Source organism: Anaerobacillus sp. QJM3NY_17 (assembly GCF_056173665.1).
The window spans coordinates 3,957,892-3,976,711 of record NZ_CM149685.1 but is presented as its reverse complement, the minus strand read 5'-3'; the positions used below and the strand labels follow the sequence as shown (position 1 = coordinate 3,976,711).

Sequence of the window (18,820 nt, the reverse complement as noted above, 5' to 3'; positions counted from 1 at the left end):
CCAAAACTGAATATTTTACTTAAAGAAAACCAGGTAGCTAACAATCTTAATTCTTAGCTCACCTGGTTTTTCATTTTGAATAGTAAAGTATTGAGTAATAACATCAACAGTACAGTCCAAGTAATTCGAATGTAGAAATATCAATTTTAAAGAAGGGAAAATCGTTCGTTATATAGAATACTATTTCTTATGTTACTAATAGTGAATGGAAGAGTTACTTCAAACGGATTGAAAGGTTAATTGAAATAATAGTTTGTTAGTCAATCCATTTAACAGACCTACTAAGGGTTCTTATACTTTAATAAGGAGCGACTTGAAATTGGAAAATGTGCTTAGTATCAGTGAAGCATTTAATCAGGCTGGATTAGGAGTGGTTCTTTATGAAGAATTGGAAGTAACCACTTTCAAAGTTATTCACATCAACCAGATTGCTAGTAGTATGGTCAATATATCTAAAAATGAAACTATTAATCTCTCTTACAAGAATGAACAAGAATTGACTATACACCTCGATCGATTTTCTAAGAGAACGAGTAAATTGTTAACAAACCAGGAGAGAAAGATAAAAGAGCAATATCAAATTGATGAACAAAATAAACTAGAATTTCATTCTTCATTGATAACATATAATGAAAAGACATTTATTCTAGAAGTGATAAATAAAGAAGTAATTAAAATGCCGAGCTCAGATAGTGAAATGATAAAAATATTATATGATCAGGAATTAGGTCTCCCTAAATCATTTGTTTTTCTTGATCGTTTGAATTCTGCACTTGACAAGGTTAAGAGAACAAACTTAATGGTATCTGTTATTATGATTAAAATAACAAACAGTGAAAAAATCGTAAAAAACTATGGGCAATATATTCATAAAGAATTAATGATTATATTATCGAATAAATTGAAAGCATGCTTAAGAGTGGAAGATACAATCTCGAGATTTGACGATGATATTTTTGGGGTTTTTCTTTCTGAAGTTACAAGTAGCGAAGTAAGGCGAGTAATAGATCGACTTTTGAAGGAGTTATCAAGTCCAATACATATACAGGATTATGAAATTTCAATACAAATTAACACCGGTAGTTCCAATTACACAAAGGGATGTAATAAAACTACTGAATTTTTAGTTGAAGAAGCAAAAAATAATTTATTGAAGAACGTAAAAGAAGAAAAATTCAATAGCTTTATTTCCAAAAATAAATTCGAGATTAGTGCTTCACTCAAAAAAGCTCTTGAAAATAATAAAATTCAGGTTTTTTATCAACCACAATTTGATATTTATTCTGAGACAATAAGTTCGGCAGAAGCCTTAGTTAGATGGTATCATCCATCTTTGGGTCAACTATCCCCAGCTGAATTTATTCCTCTTGCTGAAGAATCAGGATTAATAAACAAGTTGGGGTTTTACGTTATTGAAAAAGTGGCGAATGATTTGCAGAAATTTAAGAAATGTCAAGAAGATATAAGAATAGCCATTAATCTTTCAGTTAGACAATTGTTGTTAAAGGAAAAGTTGATTAATCAAGTGAAGAGAAGTATAGATTGTAATGACTTGAAACATATTGAATTTGAGATTACTGAAAGCCTACTTGGTGATGATACTCATATTAAGTATGTCCATGAATTAAAAAAACTTGGTTGTACGATAGCGTTAGATGATTTTGGTATAGATAGGTCTTCACTTAGCCGAGTTTATAACTTGCCTATTGATACTTTGAAAATTGATAAGCAATTTGTTTTGAACATCGAGACAAGTGAAAAAAAACGCATAATTGTACAAATGATTATTCAAATGGCTCACAAATTAGGTTTAAAAGTGGTAGTAGAGGGAGTGGAAACAAAGCTTCAATATTTAAGTATGAAATCAATAAATAGCGACATGCTGCAGGGTAACTATATTTCTAAGCCCTTGTCCTGTTCTTCGTTTCTTCACATGTTACAAACTCAGGAGGGAAAATGAATACGAATTTTGATATTTATGATGTTATTAGTTATATTGTTCCAGGTACAATAATGTTTATTATTTCCTTAAAATTATTAAATGAAACTGCATACAGTATGGGGATGTTAAGTCTTTTACAGAACGAAAAAATAGGTGCTAGCTTTATTAAAGTCTCCTTTTTCTTATTTGTAAGTTATTTGTTAGGACAGGCCATTCAAATGATTAGTTTATTCTTGGAAAAAGTCTTCATTAAGAAAAAATATTCTCATATTTTACTAGAAGAAAGTGAAGATTTGCGTAGGTGGATAAAAAAGGCGCTTATTCAGAAGTTTGGATTCTATGAGGGATTTGATGTGAGAAATATTGTGCTTTTAAAATATACAAATGGGGAGGTTCCTGTTACTGGGAAGAGTGATAAAAACAAAATACAACAATTATTCTCAATATGTCATTGTTATATTTTACAAAATAACAATGCACATAAAACCGCTATTTATAATAGACAATATAGTTTTTTGTAAACGCTAGAATAAAGTTGACAGTAATCGCTTGATGAGATTTTACACTTTTGCTCTATTAACCTAATACTTTAGTAAAATAGTCTGTAAGGTTATTTACTGGAGGTTAGGGTGTTGGAGGAGAAATTAGTGTTATATGTTAAGATTCAAGAATTACATAAGCGGAAGTTAAAAATAGCACAAATTGCTAAGGAGCTTAAGATCTCAAGACCAACTGTCTATAAGTATTTGGCGATGAGCTTTGATGAAGCAAGAGCTTACACTGAACAGCCACTCGGAAGGAACAAGAAGTTAGACAGCTACAAAGACTGGATACTTGCTTGGTTAGAAGAGTACCCTCATCTGAGTGCTGCACAAATTCATGATTGGCTTCTCGAGAGATATCCCGACCTCATGGTCGGTGGAAGTACAGTGAGGTCTTACGTAAAAGAAGTCAGGGAAGTCTATCAAATTGAGAAAAAGGTAAATGTTCGTCAGTACGAGGCAGTTCCTGAACAACCAATGGGAAAACAACTTCAGGTAGACTGGGGTGAAACAAAACAGAAAACGACTGATAGTAAAGAGATCAAACTGTACTTTATCGCATTTGTACTCGCCCACTCAAGGTATAAATATATGGAATGGCAAACATCTCCTTTTACCACAAGAGATGCGATTCGGTGCCATGAAAACGCATTTCAATTCTACGGAGGACATACCAACGAAATCGTGTATGATCAGGATCATTTAATTACAGTCAGCGAGAATGCAGGACAGCTACTTTTAACAGCTGAGTTTCAAAGTTATGTGAATGAACGTAAGTTTAGAATTCATTTATGTAGAAGAGCTGACCCTGAATCCAAAGGCATGATTGAAAATGTAGTGAAGTACATAAAAGGTAACTTCGCAGACAGTCGAGTTTTCAGTGATATAGAGGATTGGAATCACCGAGGATTACAGTGGCTCCAGCGTACTGGGAACCATCAAGTTCATCAAACAACGAAAAAAAGACCAGCAGAAGTGTTTCTCCTCGAAAAGCAACACTTACAGCCAGTCTCTTCGTTACTTTCATTTGAAAGTACCAGTAAGCAAAGTATAACAAGAACCGTAAGCAAGGACAATACAATCCGTTATAAGTCAAACCGTTATTCCGTCCCACTAGGGACTCACCAAACAAAGTCTGAAAACCTTGTTTTGATTGAACTGAAAGGTGATGAACAACAGACACTCGTGATTCGAAAGGAATCAAAGGGTGAAGTGATCGCCGAGCATGAGATTAGTTTAGAAAAAGGGAAATTGATTCAAAACCGCAATCATATACGTGATCGCTCAAAAGGAATTGAAGAGTTTAAACAACGTTTGATTTCCTTTTTCGAAGATCAAAATCAGGCAGCTGTTTATTTTGATGAAATTAGCCAGAGATACCGACGGTATCGTCGAGACCAGTTCGCAATCATTCATCGGGTGATTCAACGGTATCCATCATTTATCGATTCTGCGATAAGCAAGTGTATGACAGACAGACTGTTCAGTGCAAACGATTTTCGTGATCTTGCACATCATCTTCATACAACGAATCATCAACCTGTCCAAGAAATAGAATCGCATTATTCAAATCTAGCCAAACATACTGATATTAAGGCCTCTACTCGATCCTTAAATACGTATACTAGCATTTTAGGAGGTAGGGTCTGATGAATAAGACTGTGAATGAATTACGGGAACAATTTCGTCAGTTACGACTGGCAGAAACCGCGGAGAAGCTCCCACAGCTTCTTCGCGAAGCTGAAAAATCTTCATGGACTTACTTAGAATTCTTAGAATCTATTACGGGATATGAATTAGCAAAACGTGAAGCAAAAAACCTTGAAAAAAGAATGAAATGGGCACGCTTCCCTTTCGAAAAGTCACTAGATGAGTTTGAATTGAAAGGCCAAAACGTTCTGACTGCAAGAGAATTAGCTCAACTCAGAGAGTTAAGCTGGCTGGAACAGCAGTACAACTTAATTCTTCTAGGTCCGCCTGGCATTGGGAAAACATACATCGCCATTGGACTTGGACTCGAAGCCGTTTACAGAGGATTTAATGTTTACTTCGCTACTATGGGTGAGCTTGTACAACTCTTAAAGACTGAAGAATACCTAAACAAATCAAAGGTACAACTCAAACGCCTTAGAAGTGCTGACCTGGTGATTATTGATGATTTGATGTATATGGCAATGGATCAAAGAGAAGCAAACTTATTCTTTCATCTTATTAATCATTTATACGAACGAAGTTCGATCATCCTTACATCAAATAAAAGTCCTGATGAGTGGGGGCATTTAATTGGGGATCAGGGCATAACAACAGCCATTTTGGATCGTTTACTTCATCGTGTTGAAGTTATCCACGGCGGAGAAAATGAGGAAAGTCATCGTATGAAGAATCGGAAAAGCATTTTTTCAGCAGAAGTGTAAAAAGGAAACGAGCAGAAAGTGTAAAATTCAACTTGACGTCTACATTTTTATAGAAGTTTATCCACAGTTTCTTTTTTAACAATAATAATTTCAATTATTATGCTTATGTTTAGACCAGGAAACACACACGTTGGAGAATGGCAGTTCATTTTTTTAGTAGCAATAGCTTTCTTTATTCTTTTTTATAAAGGGTATAAGCGTTCATCGAGGATATTTGTACATTCTGTTTATCACAATTTTTTGTTATCAGCAATAAATAACCCAAATAAAGATAATTAAGTATAACTGAGTTAAATTCCCAATCGGTTGTTTTTAAATGTGAAAAAGTTGTTTTTTACCAGTCTCGGACTGTAGTGTTTCATTTCTTAACTAGATAAATAATATTAAGTTAATACATATAAAGAAGGTGAACGAATTGTGAATGTGGTTCGTTCACCTTCTTTTTGATCTTTTACTTTAATGAATCAGAGAACTGTCCTGATGATTCCGGTGATTTTTCTTATCTATCTTTAAGGGAAACAAATTCGCTATTGTGGTCATATACACGTAGAGTAGAGGTATAATCAAAAATCGGTGTTGGCAACTTCGTTTCTAGCTTATAAACTAATTTATCCTGCTTTCCAATCCAATAAGTGATTTCTAAATTCTTTACTAATGCACCTGTTAGAGAGGTAGATAACTTTGCGGCAGGTCCGGCGAAAAAGGAGAGTAGCGGAGAGATTTCAGACATCATTTGATCTGCATTTGTTTCAATATAGATACCAACACAATCTACCCCATCGATTGTTTCTTGACCGATTACTTTTAACTTTGTGTCAATTTTCGATTCGAAATACTGATTCATTGAATTGGAAGGATTTAATAAGGATGAAAATAAATCAATGAGAACTTGTTCTTCAGGAAGATAACTAGTCATAACCCAGGAATCTGTGGAGTCGTCATAAATACCATACTCGGTAGTACTAAAATAAATCTGTTCTGTCGCAGGTTGTATACCTGTTCCTTCAGCTGCAATATTCATATAGGCTTCAGTAATGATACCTCCATTCATCCTTGCCTGAGAATCATTCGTTGCGTTGTAAGTATAAGAAATTCCTGCAAGGTTACCTTCGAAATTCATATTCCCCTCCGCTTTTATAGATTCAATCTCCATCATGTTCTCTTGAGCCTCTTTCATGAGTTTCTCTGGATCAATAAACTGATTACTAACAAATGACGGCATGCTACACCCGCTTACAATGAATAGACATAGAATGAGCATTTTCACCCGCATTCGTCCCTCTCCCCTTTATGAATGTCGTTTACACGTTGACTTGCACCGATCGTCGTCAACCCTCTTAACGTATTTTAGAGAAGGTTTCTTTAGAACATACTCCCTCATAAATTCCATTTATTTATAAAACAAGTCATATATTTACTGTTCAATAATTATAAATAAATTATTGATTTATTATTTCACGAGAAACGAGAGAGGAGCTGAGGTTATGTATTGTGAAACTTGTAAAGAAATTCAAAGCCGGGGAGGGAATTACTGTGGAAAGTGTGGTACTCCCTTGGTGACTGTAGGCAATGAAGGGGAGAGTCGATCATCTTATGAAATGGCAAATACCCAAGTAGTCTCATCCGGAGTGAACGTAAATCTTAGCAATATAAAGAGGACTTCAAGTTCTTATTTTTCTCTATTTAAGAAGGTGTTGAAAAAACCGTATGGAGAAGCCCAACAAGTTGGAGCTGAACAAATTCTGAATGCAATGATAACCGTGTGTTTATATGCATTATTTTTACCTTTAATGGTTTACTTTGGGGCTAAAGAATACACAGAGTATATCGAAAGTCCATTTTTAAATGTTGTACTTAAACCTGCATTTGGATATGCGATTTTTATTTTATTAGTAGGCACTTATACATTTGTGTCGATCAAACTTGGAAAAGGAACCGCGAGCTATAAAGAAGTCATCTCCAGGTTCGGTGTATTTCTTATTCCTTTTTTAGGTCTATTTGTAGTAGCGCTTGTTATGGCTATCTTACAAATAAAGTTTTTTGCTGTTGTATTACTACTAGGGTTTTTAGGTTCCCTCTTAACCGTCCCACCACTGGTCATCACAACGTTTAGGAAAAACACAATGTCAGGATTGGATTCGGTTTATTGTACGCTTGTCACTTATTTAGGAACATTGATTACGATCGTCATAATGGCAAATATCCTTTTTTCTGCATTGGAGGAGATGCTCCAGAATTTCATGCTTTTCTAAACCAAAGAATCACGGGGGACGGTTCCCGTGATTCATTTTGATTAAAGTAAGATTGTGAAAGAACAGTTGAGCTAACAATTTGCTAAGTAACTTAACTGTTTTTATAGAAGAACGGTGAATCAGTAGAACTGCTGAATATCAATTAGAATACAACAGTTTTCAGTAAAGAGGTTCTAACAGTTTCCGATAATTAGGAATCAACACATAGAATCACTGGTCTCGGACTGTACCAGCTGATTCTATGTTTTAGAATTACTAGGTAATTGACTTGTTTCCATTTGATTCTTCAATTGTTTTACGTATTCTTCTACTGTTCTCTATCAACATAGCGAAACCCATTATTAGAGCAGAAAGAAAAATCCCTCCAACTATTGAAGCGATACCGAGTAGCCAACCGTGAGGATCCAAGGCAATGATTAACGTAATTGCTAGAATGAACCCTCCGAAAAATGATATCCAACCAAACGTACGGAGAGCTTCTACATTTGTACCTGATTCCATTAACAAACCTCCTATATGGATTTTTGTCCCTACAACGCATCTTATTTTGACTACTAAGTTAATAGAACACTTGTAGAGTGATTTTTCTATGAATAGCGTGGATGGTCCGAGACTGGTGAAAAAGTCTAACTTTTTTAAGAAGTGTTTTAATGAAAGAAAAACGAGCCCTTAGAATTGCTTATAAGGCTCGTTGGCAATACGGAGAGATATTTTAGTATCCCCTAAATAACTTGTTTTTTGTGAAGTGATTACTTTTTCACTGATCTCGAACCGTCCCGGTGATTCACTTTGAACCAATATGGCAGAGTTGATTTGGATAAAGAAAGGTAACAAAGAGGGAATCTTACAATTTTTAGGTTTGAATTTTTTTAAAAGGGTACTTAATTAGGGTATATGTAATTATTTGTAAAAAGCGCTTGGAGTATATAAGAAAAGAATCAAGATTCACTTTTTCTAGTAAAATAGAATCGTTTAATAGGTCTTCTAATTAGTTCAAACAGACTGTTTTCAATTAATTGGTAACCAATTCACTCTGTCACATAAATCTCATTTATAATCTATTATGGAAGAAACTAATACAAATAAAAACCAGGAAGAACTGAAAAAGGAGCTACTTATGACTAAAAAACGTTTCTTACTTACTGGCATCCTTTGTAGTGCATTATTTATAGGAGGTTGTTCTGCTTTGACTAATTCAAATGATGAGACTGGAAAAGAGAAAGAACAAAAAGCAGATAAAAAGACTGAGGAAGAAATGATAGAGGACAAATATTTTGTTTCAGTACAAGACTATACAGGGGAAGAATATACGCTTGATAATGGTGAAGAGACAGATAAAATCGCTGAAGAAAATAGAGAAGAAGTGGAGAGAGCAATCAAGAAGTACTTCAAGGACGAGTACAAAACAGAGGTAAAGGTACATAACATTACTGGTGCAACGGGTGGTGCATCTGTATCTGTAGAGTCAATTGGTCAACCGCATTTTTACTCGTACGCCATTATTCCGATTGACAAAAAAACTAGAGAAATAGACTCTTCAGGAGTTTGGTCTCAAGAAGGTCAAGTTGAAACAGCAATCATAAGTGGATTGTATGCGTGGATTAATGAAGATAAATTCAATAAGCTGGATCAGTATATAGAGGAAAAAGTGAAGGAATATCCAATTGTCGGGATTAATGAAGAAGCTAATCAAAACGGTGTAGGAAATTATCATACTACCCCTTATTACAAAGTAGTCATTTATGGCGGAGTCGTGGAAGAAAAGCTTCTACAAGCGTATATGGATAACCCTGACCGCTCAAAAGAAGAGTGGGCCAACATGTTAGAAGGTGAAAAGGTTGATCCTTCGATGGTAGCTGTTCTCACTCAATTGTATATGGAAGATCCTAATGTTGAACCAAGCAAAGAGATATTTGATGAAATCGTAAATGATTTATCTGAAATGGAAGAATTAGCTGCTGGGCAATATGGTTTTATTCTACATGATAATACAATCGATAAATACAGTGGTCAAAATGTAAAGGACAATAGTTTAGAACAAACTTATCCTGATGAGATTATTAAAGAATAATCCAATGATTTATTGAAAGGAGTGGGGGTGTGGGAAAGATTACTATTAATAATATCAGTGATGTAGATTTGGTAGAACTCTCGGGATTTCACGCTTATCGGAACCCTTTCCTTAATGAAACCTTAAATGTTAACGGAAATACTTATAGAGTAATTGATAAAATTAAAATAATTTCATCAGGATTAAATGCTGTTACCGTATTAAAAGTAAATAAAGACACGAAATTACGGGAAATAGCTGTTATTTATGTAGGAACTGATCCAGCAAGCAAACAAGATGTTTTTACTGATCTTCAACTAATCGGTTCCGATATTCCTCAGCAATTAAAAGATGCAAAAAACTATTTTGACCAGATGGAAGGAAAGTACGGCGATATCTCTTACGTAGCTGGAAACTCCCTCGGAGGTGCTCTTGCAAACTCAATCGCAGTACAAAATCAAGATGTTAAAAGTGTAACTTTGAACCCAGCCATTTTACCTGGTGAACTAATCCCTTCTTCAAACTTAAACGTAAATAGCACCAATTACTTTATGGAATACGACCCGTTGACAAACGGAGAGGAAGCTTTGGATCTTGGTGATCGTATCCCCGGGAAAGTTTATCGGATTGGAGGGGGGACGCCGACAGGATCTCTTCTTTTAGGTGCTAACCATACTGGTTATCTAGAAGGTGATATGAAGGATCAACAAGTAGAAGTTGGTACAAAGGGCGATGTCGGTTACGGGTTTATTCGCGTTGGTGCTGATGAACACATTGTCACGAGTATTTGGACAGGAGAATCTCTTCACGGAGGGAATATAAGTCGAATCGAATTGAATGCAGATACGATCAATACGCTCTATCAAGGAATCTATGATTTGGTTGGAAATCGTCTATCCCTTTCTTCCGAATACATTGGGAATTCCGTAAGTATCGTCGAGGACGAGAGAGCTCAATTTGAAGAACGTGTAACAAATTTGAAAGAAACGTTTTCTACGTTTGTGGAGGATCTAACTTCGTCCCCTGTCTTAAAAAGTATTACCGCAACCGGTTACCTTATCCAGTTTGAACTGGATAGTATGAGAACGATGTTAACGATGGCCGAGGAACGTTTTAGAAGCTTGAATGCGTTCCTAAATTCCCCCCCAGCAGAAATTGCTGAACACCTTCTTAATATGGATGTGAGTGTGGAAAGCATTTTTGGAGAAATTCGCAATAAAATTAATGAGATCGAAAGTTCATTTGAAGATCTTATACAGCATGTCACTTACATAAGAGAAGAGAAACTACCTGAATTATTTGAGGGCGGAACCGATTTTATTTATGATGCTGTGGTTGGGGAATTAGCCTCTCATTATGACATCATTAACCAAAATAACGGTTTATTGTCACAGCAAATCATGAGTTTTGGAACAAGTGTCTCAGAAACGGCAGCTTCCCTTTTCGATCGAGAATTATCTTTAGCGGATTCCATTAAGTCTAAAGTGAATCAAGTTCAAGATATAGGGAAAATATCAAAAGTAGAAAAATCACGTTTGCTGGACTCTCACTATTTACCAAATGGCCTCTCGATTAAAGAAAAGGTATTAGAAGAAGGAACGGAGACATTTATCCAAGCGATTTGGCAGTTAATTATTCCGCCTCTATCAGCGATTAAAAGTGTCCTTTCTTTATTCGGGAATTCATTGACTCTATTGATTCAAACAATCCGATTCATTAACGTCCAAGCTACCTCTTCTTTGCCAGCAAAATTAGTAGGTTTGTTTAGTAACTTTGATGAGCAAATTAATGAGCTCATTTCCATCACGCTCACGCCATTAGAGCAACTACAAAATATGGTGGAAGGACTTGAAGAAGGTACTCAGCAATTGTTAACCAATTTCCCAGATCTGATCGATCGCTTCAAGCCTTATATTGATACAGCACTGTTTAACATTAGTAAATATCATGATGTTCGCTTGTACAATTTAAGTTCGAACACAATCTTAGAGGAAATGATTCTATTATTCTCAGATATCATCAACCAGCTTTCACATCAAAAAGCAGTATCTGTGGAAGCCCTTGTCGAAGAGTCAGAACAAGTGGTAGAGAATCTTAAATTGTTTCATTCACAGGTTGAGAGAGGGACGATTTTTTAACAGGGGGCAAAGCTAGTGAGTATTGCGGAACGAAAAAGCCACTTGTGCGAAGTTTTGAGCCATCAATTGCGGAGAATGGAGCCAGTGAATGCATAGAAGAGAGCCACCGGGTAAATTTCACTAGTGACTCTCTTCTTTAATATGGTCAACGAGGAGCGACTAAACTATGCCTTTCACGCATTGATATGTGGCCATCGATTATTATTTTATAAGAGTCATGTACAATCCGGTCAAGAATCGCATCAGCTACCTGGGCTTGTCCGAGTTTGGAATGCCACCCTTCGGGTGAGAACTGGGAACAAAAGATGGTAGAAGTCCGCTTGAGCCTCGCGTCGATAATTTCTAAAACGTGGAGCACTTGATCTTGAGACAGCTCACTCAGGAGCCATTCATCCAATATCAATAAATCAATCGATCTGTACTTTTTAATCAGTTTGCGAAAACTTCCATCTGCCTCATGTTTGGCAACTGCGAGTTCATCCAATAATTCGGGCAATCGGATATATTTCACCTTGTAGAACTGCCGGCAGGCCTGAATGCCGAAAGCATTTGATATCCATGTCTTTCCATTGCCTGAAGCGCCCATAAGGATAATATTATGATGCTTCTGAAGATAGGTGCCGGACGCCAGCTCTAAAATTAACTGCTTATCCAACTTACGGTCAGCGTGATATTCGATCAGTTCAACGGCTGCGCTCGAGTCATCAAATGTGGCTTGTTTAATCAATCGGTCCAGCTTATTCGATCTTCTGCGATCATATTCTGTATCCACCAATAGGTTAAAACGATCATCAAAATCCATGCCTTGGAAGTCTTTATTTTCATTCTGTAGTTGATATAACTCCGCCATTCCACTCATCTTCATGTCCATTAACTTTCGTAAGGTTTCTTGGTTAATCATTTTTTATCCCTCCCAAAATAGGTAGCGCCTCTGGTAAAACCATAGTCCTCTGTTTGCGGTTCTCCAACTAGCTGTTTGTTCACTTGCTTTTTCTTCTGCCTCTCCAAGATACTTTTAAGAACGGCAACAGTGGGATGGGAGGATATCTCCAGTAAGGTCTTGGTCGCTTCCTCAAGCTCAGATTCCGTTCTTTTAGAGGCTGTACTTCTCAACCCGTTCAATATATTCAAAGCTTTCTTTTCGACATTTGTTTTCAAGATATGTTCAACTAGTCGTTCCGTATTCGGTCCGACAGTCCTTGCCCATTTCCGGTTGTTTTCTGGATTGTGATCGAGATAAAGCCGATGGTGGTCTGGCATGTGATCCGGATTTGTGGTATATGAATCTTCTGTTTTTTGTTTACGTGGATGGGATGCAATCCGCACATCTTTAAAGTACAATTCAATTACATCCGCAGTGATTCGGACATCGACATCCTCGCGGACGTATTCATAAGGGACGGAATAGAACTTATAGTCCACTTGAACGTGGTAGTTCGGTTGAACTTTGGCAGTCGCCCATTCCGTCATCTTGAACCGTGTTGGAGGTAGAGGATGAAGGTGGCTCTTCTCCTCTTCTTCAAACACTTTGGACCTAGAACCCTCGCGCTTTTGGAAATTCATCGTATTGATTTCTTCCAGCTTTTCAAAGATTCGTGCATTTAAATCCTCTAGATGAAAACACTGATAGTTTCGTAGTGATGCAATGATCTGCCTTGATATGTATCCGACAGTTCCTTCTACACTCGCTTTGTCTTTCGGCTTTCTGACGCGACTGGGCACCACAACCGCCCGGTAGTAATCGGCTAATTCCCGGTAAGCTTCATTGATCATTGGATCGCCCCGATGGGGCTTAGTCACGCCTGTCTTCAAATTATCAGGTACCAAAGCCTCGGTAACGCCTCCAAAATATTCGAATGCATGAATATGTGCACGCAGCCAGGAAGTTGATTTCATATCAAGAAATGCCTCTACATAACTCAACTGACTGTAGGGAAGGGTTGCAATGAATACACACGCTGGTATAACCTCGCCGGTCGAAATTATCTATGATCTTAAGCGTCGTTCCTGCCCAGTCCACCTCTAAGATCTCGCCTGGCTTTCTTCTGATTGGCATGGTTAGCTTATACTTCTTTGCGAAGTTCCCATATTTTTCAGCGAATGTTCGATAGGCATAAGGGACTTTTCCATCTTCTCTAGCTGCACTGGCATATTCGTTATGCAGAAGCGTCAGGGTGACATTTTTCTTTTGAAGTTCTTTGTGAACCCACTCAAAATCAACGGGGCAGTATCCCTTTTCAATAGCTTGTTTTTCAGGGAACAAGTAAGTCCCAAGCCACTGATTATTCATGGAATCCTCTAACTCCCTTAACCCTCTTTCTTTAGCCCGCTGGATAACTTCAGCAATAGTATTTCGCGAGTGGCCGGTACTGGAACTGATCGTCCTCTGGCTTATACCATCGAACTCCATCCCCAGAATCTTCCGATAATTAACCATAAAAAAATCCTCCTTCTACACAAGTGTCATGCTTTTTAAGCATGTTACTTAAGTATACCGGAGGTATTTATCGTGAAAATATGTTTTTGGCTCTATATTACGCATACGGTGGCTCAATCTTCCGCAATTGGTGGTTTAATTTTGCGCATAAGTGGCTCATTTATTATGCAATATTCAGCTAGGGAATCGGCGGGACGGTTCTCATGATTCATTCATAAATTACTGGTGGATAGGTGAAAAATCGCCTTTGATTTTTTTAACCTCAAAGAAAAACCAGATGATCTAATCAGTAGATTAGATCATCTGGTTTATTTAAATTATGTGTGAAAATGAATCAGTAGAACCGTCCCGGTGATTCTTGCACATTTACTCAGCTTTATTAATAACCGTATTCAACGTTTCTTTGATTTCCTTCAGCTCTTCCATTGCCTTTTCTTTTTCATCTGATTTAACCGCTTCAAGATAAGACTGGGCATGGTCAGAAAGAGTGTTGTAAGCTTCTTCGCCTTCCATGCGCGTAATGTCGCTTGAAATCATATCGATGAAGAGAGCACCTTCTAGAGCAGTAATCGTGGATTTATCTTCTCCCCATTCTTCTTCGCTTTCTTCATATTCATGAAGCGCTACTTTTGAGAAGCCGCGAATAAACGCATGGTTAACAGCTTCTGGGTCGATCTCTGCCACATCGTTTTCAAGACTGAAGTTCTTCTCGATCAGTGCTGCGTCTTCTTCAGCGTGGTTCATGATGTAATTTGAGATCGATTGATAGAATGCCCATCCTTCTGCTTGTTCTACACGAGCGTGTTCAGGATCCTCTTTTGCTTCCTTCGCTGCTTTTGTAGCATATCCTTCAGGTAGAGCGCCAGTTGCAAGGTAGAACGTCTTCATCAACGTTTTATCGACCATTTGGGTAGCGAGTACAAATTGAAGGTTATTATCGTTTTCTACAGCGGCTTCCATGTCACTGAAAGCACCGTCGATTTGAGAAACCATGGAAGTATCGTATGCAGCGTCGCGCTTTTCAACCGTTCCTTTTAACACTTCATAGTATTCCTTCGCTTCTTCAATCTCTTTGTTCACTTCTTCTGCGTTGCCCCAGTTTTCTTTCACTTCGTCAAACTCATGCTTAACCGTTAAATGGAAAACTTTTTGCATTAGCTTATCGTAAATTTGTTTCACAACTTCGCCATCTAGGTCACCAGATTTTCCAGCTTCTAAAGCAGAAGAGATCTGTTGATCCATATCGCCTTCTCTTTGCTCAACAAGAGGTTGTAAATCGTTATGATAAAGATCAATCACAGCCTGATAGTCAACTTCTTCACCTTCAGAAGCTTTCTCAAGCTCTGCTTTCCCTTCATTAAAAGAAGAAATGAAATCAGCATCTTCTTCCTTTTCTTCACCGTTCTCTTCAGCCGCTTTTTCCGTGCTATTCTGTTCTGAATTTTCATCAGCAGCACTTTCATTGGCAGAATTACCGTTTGATTGTCCGCAAGCAGCTAGAACAAGTCCTAGCGCAAGAAATAAATATAAGATCTTATGCTTCCACACGTTTGGTTTCCCCCTATTTTCTATGTAGTAATCGTTATCATTTCATCATTAGCATATAGAGAATGATTCTCATTGTCAACCAGATAATGAGAATCACTGGGAATGGGCGGCATAGGTAGCATCGGCGGGAGCGCGCATCGCTGGCGCATCGCTGGGACGGTTCGTGTGATTCAATATAAGATGAAAACTAGAAATAAGAGTGATAGAACAAAAGGTGAGTCTTGGGTATTTAGGCAGCGACTCGACTTTTTGGGGGAAGAGAGGCGAAAAAGGCCTAGTTAAACAAACGTTTGATTAACTGGGAATAAACAGATTTATCAAAATATCTACATACAGATGAAGGGAATTTCACAAGCAAAAAGAATATGTAAACGAACTAGAGATAATCAGGAGGTGATCTTGTAAATGGATTAAAATCCTAAGTCCCTAATAACTCTTATCTAAGTACCATGACTTCATTTCCTCCAAATCTTAACCCCGTTTTACAAAAGTATGAACCTACCACTAATTAACTTATTTTCATTCCAAATTTTGATCTCATTTTTCATCTACTAGATTTATATCCCAAACGTCTCTTCTGACAATCATCTCATCCTCGCATTACCTACCTCTATCTCAATCGTCTCCGTTAATTTGAGTAGTGTACAAATTCAATATGCTCTGACAATCAATTCAGAGATTCCGCCTCGACCAATCGAATAGGGAGAATATTTATGCCACGAGAAGCAAGAAAAAGAAGCAAGACATCGATTTATCACGTTATTTTTAGAGGAGCCAATCGTCAGGAAATTTTTCATGATGATCATGATCGGATTCGATTTCTTAACGCGCTTGAAAAGTACGCCCTGTTGTACGAAATGAAATGCTATGCCTGGTGCCTTATGAACAATCATATCCATCTTCTATTAAAGGAAGGAAACGAAGAAATCTCACTTACGTTAAAACGCCTCGCCATAAGTTTTGTCCAAACCTATCATTTTAAATATCGTACATCTGGACATCTCTTCGAAGATCGGTTTAAAAGTGAAAATGTGGAGTCAGTCAAATACCTTCTTACCGTGGTGCGTTACATCCACCAAAATCCATTGAAAGCGCGGATGGTTAGGAGTGTAGATGATTGGCCATGGAGCAGTTGTGCGGAATATTATCGGGGTTACTCCGAAACGAAATGGCTAGATTGTGATTATATCCTGAAATTCTATGGTCATAATAGACGTTTAGCTACTGGGCATTTTAGGGAGTTTAATGAACGAATCACTGAAGATTGTTGTTTAGAAGATGTAAACGATGAAAGAAGAAGATTAACCGATGATGAAGCGAGAGACCTCATAAGAAGCAGTCTTGGTGTAGTGGAAATTGCTCAGGTAAAGAGCCTCCCTAAAGAGAGAAGAGATCCGTTGATAAGAGAGTTAAAACGAATCAAAGGGGTATCGCAACGGCAGATGGCAAGAATATTAGGTGTTTCGCAGTCATTGATTTTTAGGGCGTGAATCGGGAGAACCGTCCCGCGGATTCAGATTCAGAAGCAGTCTTGGTGTAGTGGAAATTGCTCAGGTAAAGAGCCTCCCTAAAGAGAGAAGAGATCCCTTGATAAGAGAGTTAAAACGAATCAAAGGGGTATCGCAACGGCAGATGGCAAGAATATTGGGTGTTTCGCAGTCGTTGATTTTTAGGGCGTGACTCGGTAGAACCGTCCCGACGATTCAGTAAGTAGCAATCTGACACCGCTTCACACGAGGTGTATTCGTTAACTCTATCAGAAACTTTTCAAACCCTTCATCAACATTTTCCTCATTTTCATCGATCGTTAATAAACCTTTCGAGAGCAATCCATTCGTGGCACTATCTAAACGAATTTCTAGTTCTCTATCAGAAATATCTTCGAAAATCTCATCTTTTATCAAAGCTGCCGCCTGAACACTGTCTATTAAAAGTAATGATAATATGTATTCTTCAGCAGATAGAGTGTAAGACTTAAAGGTGTAGTCTCCTTTCGGTCATTAGTTTTAAGTAGCTACTTATAGTAGGTCAAACAAAATAAAGAACAAGATTGCTAGTATCACCAATAAAATGGAGTATAGAATAAGAATTATTCTAGCTTTAAACCAGTTGTGTTTTTCATATAATCGACTTGCTACGTATTGGGTCAAACCGAATAATGGAGCGGTTACTATTACTGAAATTTCTAGGTCATCATGGGAAGCCCAACGATAAAATCCTAATCCCGCTGATTTACTAATCAAATATAAAAATGAAAAAAATAGATTAATGATTAGGAAAAATCCAATAACACCGCAACAAACAGCTAATATATTCATCATATTTATCAAATCCTTTTCCCTACTTTAGCATGCGAATCACTGGAATAGTTCGGTTGGTATATTTGAAAGGTTAATTGTAGGTATATATAAGAGGTAAAGAGATTCGTTCTAGTAATGAGTAGTTCACTAGCTTTCCTGTATTTCACAGAAATTCCCTAAATAGAACAAGCAAACTGCTTCTATATTCTATTACCCCCACACCTCTTCTAACGTACTCCTGAAAAGCTCATTTAACAGTTCCGTTGGATCCTCTGATTCATAATCTAAACTTTTTGTATAGGCTTCTAATTCCTCAATCTCTTTCTGTAAAAAGGAATTAATGACATCAATTCTCGGCTCAGCATTTAATTCTTCCCCAGCGATTTTACGTTTCAATAATGTAGTAATCTCTTCATGGAGATCTGATGACAGAGCTGCATCTTCAAATAGTTCGTGAAAACCAATTGGCGGGATCGACTGATACTTCTTTATCCACCTCGCAGCAAGAACAGGTCTAAGAACATAGAAATACTTCTTAATCCGAACCGCATCTCCCTGTAGATATTCTCTGAAATTCCCTTTGGCCATGTTTAGGTAATGGTACAAACAGGATGTAGGTGAAAAGATCTCGCCGCCGAAATTTCTCATTTGCTCGGCTGTTGAAAAAGATTCGTAGTAAACGATATTTGAGTGTAGCCACTCAAGGAGAGGGGGATTGGATTTTCGAAATAATTTAAGAGCTTTTGTCAGTTCCCAACCGCTCATATCCATTAAATCATCCACGGGAATGGAGACTTTATCTCTCATTGGAATTTCGATCACATCTCTTTCTTGATCAATGGACAAGTACCAGTCTTTTCGATGAATATAGATAAAGCGAACGTCGTAATCAGAATCCTTAGAATGAAAACCCCACGCTCTACTCCCCGATTCACAAGCATAAAGGATTTTAATATCGTGATCGATCTCTGTTTGTTTAATGACATCTAGTATGTGGTCTTGCATAAAAATCACCTACTTAGTTAAATTATGGTTTCCATATTATGATACTACAGGAGTTACTGTACTGAAAAACTGCTAACTGGGTATATCAGTACAACCACCTTGTAGAGTTCCCCAACTATATGCTCGTTTTTTATGGAACTAACAGATTGGAAATAAATTGAATTGGGTAAATGGTAAGATAGATATCGAGAT

The 18,820-nt window shown here is 37.3% G+C and carries 16 protein-coding genes; 8 read left to right on the top strand and 8 right to left on the bottom strand.

The window, feature by feature from the left end:
* Positions 1-328 precede the first annotated feature (328 nt).
* The 4 genes from AC0VYV_RS20340 (at position 329) to istB (AC0VYV_RS20325) (ending at position 4,898) form a co-directional block, all read left to right on the top strand.
* A complete protein-coding gene (locus tag AC0VYV_RS20340; protein WP_475374906.1) occupies positions 329-1,960 on the top strand; it encodes a putative bifunctional diguanylate cyclase/phosphodiesterase in 1,632 nt (543 codons plus the stop codon).
* The gene (locus AC0VYV_RS20335; protein WP_475374186.1) at positions 1,957-2,463 is read left to right on the top strand and encodes a hypothetical protein; all 507 of its coding nucleotides are present in this window, start codon (positions 1,957-1,959) and stop codon (positions 2,461-2,463) included. Before AC0VYV_RS20340 ends, AC0VYV_RS20335 begins: the two co-directional genes overlap by 4 nt.
* A gap of 126 nt (positions 2,464-2,589) precedes the next feature.
* The gene (istA, locus tag AC0VYV_RS20330) at positions 2,590-4,134 is read left to right on the top strand and encodes an IS21 family transposase (protein ID WP_371017948.1); all 1,545 of its coding nucleotides are present in this window, start codon (positions 2,590-2,592) and stop codon (positions 4,132-4,134) included.
* Positions 4,134-4,898 carry an IS21-like element helper ATPase IstB gene (gene istB, locus AC0VYV_RS20325; protein WP_371017751.1) on the top strand — a complete coding sequence of 255 codons (765 nt, stop codon included), beginning with the start codon at positions 4,134-4,136 and terminating at the stop codon, positions 4,896-4,898. The genes istA and istB (AC0VYV_RS20325) overlap by 1 nt, the downstream gene beginning before the upstream one ends.
* Positions 4,899-5,397: 499 nt before the next feature.
* Here istB (AC0VYV_RS20325) and AC0VYV_RS20320 read toward each other — a convergent pair whose 3' ends face one another.
* Positions 5,398-6,171: a hypothetical protein gene (locus AC0VYV_RS20320; protein ID WP_475374185.1), complete on the bottom strand. Its 774-nt coding sequence runs from the start codon at positions 6,169-6,171 to the stop codon at positions 5,398-5,400.
* Between the two features lie 421 nt (positions 6,172-6,592).
* Here AC0VYV_RS20320 and AC0VYV_RS20315 point away from each other — a divergent pair, with 421 nt between their 5' ends.
* Positions 6,593-7,150, top strand: coding sequence for a hypothetical protein (locus tag AC0VYV_RS20315; protein WP_475374184.1), 558 nt, complete (start codon positions 6,593-6,595; stop codon positions 7,148-7,150).
* Between the two features lie 255 nt (positions 7,151-7,405).
* On the opposite strand, the gene AC0VYV_RS20310 is transcribed toward AC0VYV_RS20315, so the two are convergent.
* Positions 7,406-7,651: a hypothetical protein gene (locus AC0VYV_RS20310; RefSeq protein ID WP_475374183.1), complete on the bottom strand. Its 246-nt coding sequence runs from the start codon at positions 7,649-7,651 to the stop codon at positions 7,406-7,408.
* A 685-nt stretch (positions 7,652-8,336) separates the two neighbouring features.
* On the opposite strand from AC0VYV_RS20310, the gene AC0VYV_RS20305 reads away from it, so the two are divergent.
* Together AC0VYV_RS20305 and AC0VYV_RS20300 are read left to right on the top strand one after the other, a co-directional pair.
* The gene (locus tag AC0VYV_RS20305; protein ID WP_475374182.1) at positions 8,337-9,221 is read left to right on the top strand and encodes a DUF1672 family protein; all 885 of its coding nucleotides are present in this window, start codon (positions 8,337-8,339) and stop codon (positions 9,219-9,221) included.
* A gap of 29 nt (positions 9,222-9,250) precedes the next feature.
* Positions 9,251-11,338 carry an SA1320 family protein gene (locus AC0VYV_RS20300; RefSeq protein ID WP_475374181.1) on the top strand — a complete coding sequence of 696 codons (2,088 nt, stop codon included), beginning with the start codon at positions 9,251-9,253 and terminating at the stop codon, positions 11,336-11,338.
* A 145-nt stretch (positions 11,339-11,483) separates the two neighbouring features.
* On the opposite strand, the gene istB (AC0VYV_RS20295) is transcribed toward AC0VYV_RS20300, so the two are convergent.
* The 4 genes from istB (AC0VYV_RS20295) to AC0VYV_RS20280 all read right to left on the bottom strand — a co-directional run bounded on the left by istB (AC0VYV_RS20295) (position 11,484) and on the right by AC0VYV_RS20280 (position 15,323).
* Positions 11,484-12,239, bottom strand: coding sequence for an IS21-like element helper ATPase IstB (gene istB / locus AC0VYV_RS20295; RefSeq protein WP_206889188.1), 756 nt, complete (start codon positions 12,237-12,239; stop codon positions 11,484-11,486).
* Entirely contained in the window at positions 12,236-13,261 is a 1,026-nt protein-coding gene (locus AC0VYV_RS20290) for a Mu transposase domain-containing protein (protein ID WP_475374180.1), read from the bottom strand. The genes istB (AC0VYV_RS20295) and AC0VYV_RS20290 overlap by 4 nt, the downstream gene beginning before the upstream one ends.
* Complete coding sequence (locus AC0VYV_RS20285; RefSeq protein ID WP_475374179.1) at positions 13,236-13,775, bottom strand: hypothetical protein; 540 nt, start codon at positions 13,773-13,775, stop codon at positions 13,236-13,238. Before AC0VYV_RS20285 ends, AC0VYV_RS20290 begins: the two co-directional genes overlap by 26 nt.
* A 366-nt stretch (positions 13,776-14,141) precedes the next feature.
* Positions 14,142-15,323, bottom strand: coding sequence for a hypothetical protein (locus AC0VYV_RS20280; RefSeq protein ID WP_475374178.1), 1,182 nt, complete (start codon positions 15,321-15,323; stop codon positions 14,142-14,144).
* 713 nt (positions 15,324-16,036) lie between these two features.
* Between AC0VYV_RS20280 and AC0VYV_RS20275 the strand changes: the two genes are divergently transcribed.
* Positions 16,037-16,813, top strand: coding sequence for a transposase (locus AC0VYV_RS20275; RefSeq protein ID WP_475374177.1), 777 nt, complete (start codon positions 16,037-16,039; stop codon positions 16,811-16,813).
* Positions 16,814-17,026: 213 nt separating this feature from the next.
* On the opposite strand, the gene AC0VYV_RS20270 is transcribed toward AC0VYV_RS20275, so the two are convergent.
* Positions 17,027-17,227 carry a hypothetical protein gene (locus AC0VYV_RS20270; RefSeq protein WP_475374176.1) on the bottom strand — a complete coding sequence of 67 codons (201 nt, stop codon included), beginning with the start codon at positions 17,225-17,227 and terminating at the stop codon, positions 17,027-17,029.
* Positions 17,228-17,833: 606 nt separating this feature from the next.
* A complete protein-coding gene (locus AC0VYV_RS20265) occupies positions 17,834-18,628 on the bottom strand; it encodes a nucleotidyltransferase domain-containing protein (RefSeq protein ID WP_475374175.1) in 795 nt (264 codons plus the stop codon).
* Between the last annotated feature and the right edge of the window lie 192 nt (positions 18,629-18,820).

Bases quoted from the DNA above. Each gene is read 5' to 3' on its own strand.
- AC0VYV_RS20335 (WP_475374186.1), top strand. From the start codon at position 1,957: ATGAATACGAATTTTGATATTTATGATGTTATTAGTTATATTGTTCCA.
- istB (WP_371017751.1), top strand. From the start codon at position 4,134: ATGAATAAGACTGTGAATGAATTACGGGAACAATTTCGTCAGTTACGA.
- AC0VYV_RS20320 (WP_475374185.1), bottom strand. From the start codon at position 6,171: ATGCGGGTGAAAATGCTCATTCTATGTCTATTCATTGTAAGCGGGTGT.
- AC0VYV_RS20310 (WP_475374183.1), bottom strand. From the start codon at position 7,651: ATGGAATCAGGTACAAATGTAGAAGCTCTCCGTACGTTTGGTTGGATA.
- istB (WP_206889188.1), bottom strand. From the start codon at position 12,239: ATGATTAACCAAGAAACCTTACGAAAGTTAATGGACATGAAGATGAGT.
- AC0VYV_RS20285 (WP_475374179.1), bottom strand. From the start codon at position 13,775: ATGGTTAATTATCGGAAGATTCTGGGGATGGAGTTCGATGGTATAAGC.
- AC0VYV_RS20275 (WP_475374177.1), top strand. From the start codon at position 16,037: ATGCCACGAGAAGCAAGAAAAAGAAGCAAGACATCGATTTATCACGTT.
- AC0VYV_RS20265 (WP_475374175.1), bottom strand. From the start codon at position 18,628: ATGCAAGACCACATACTAGATGTCATTAAACAAACAGAGATCGATCAC.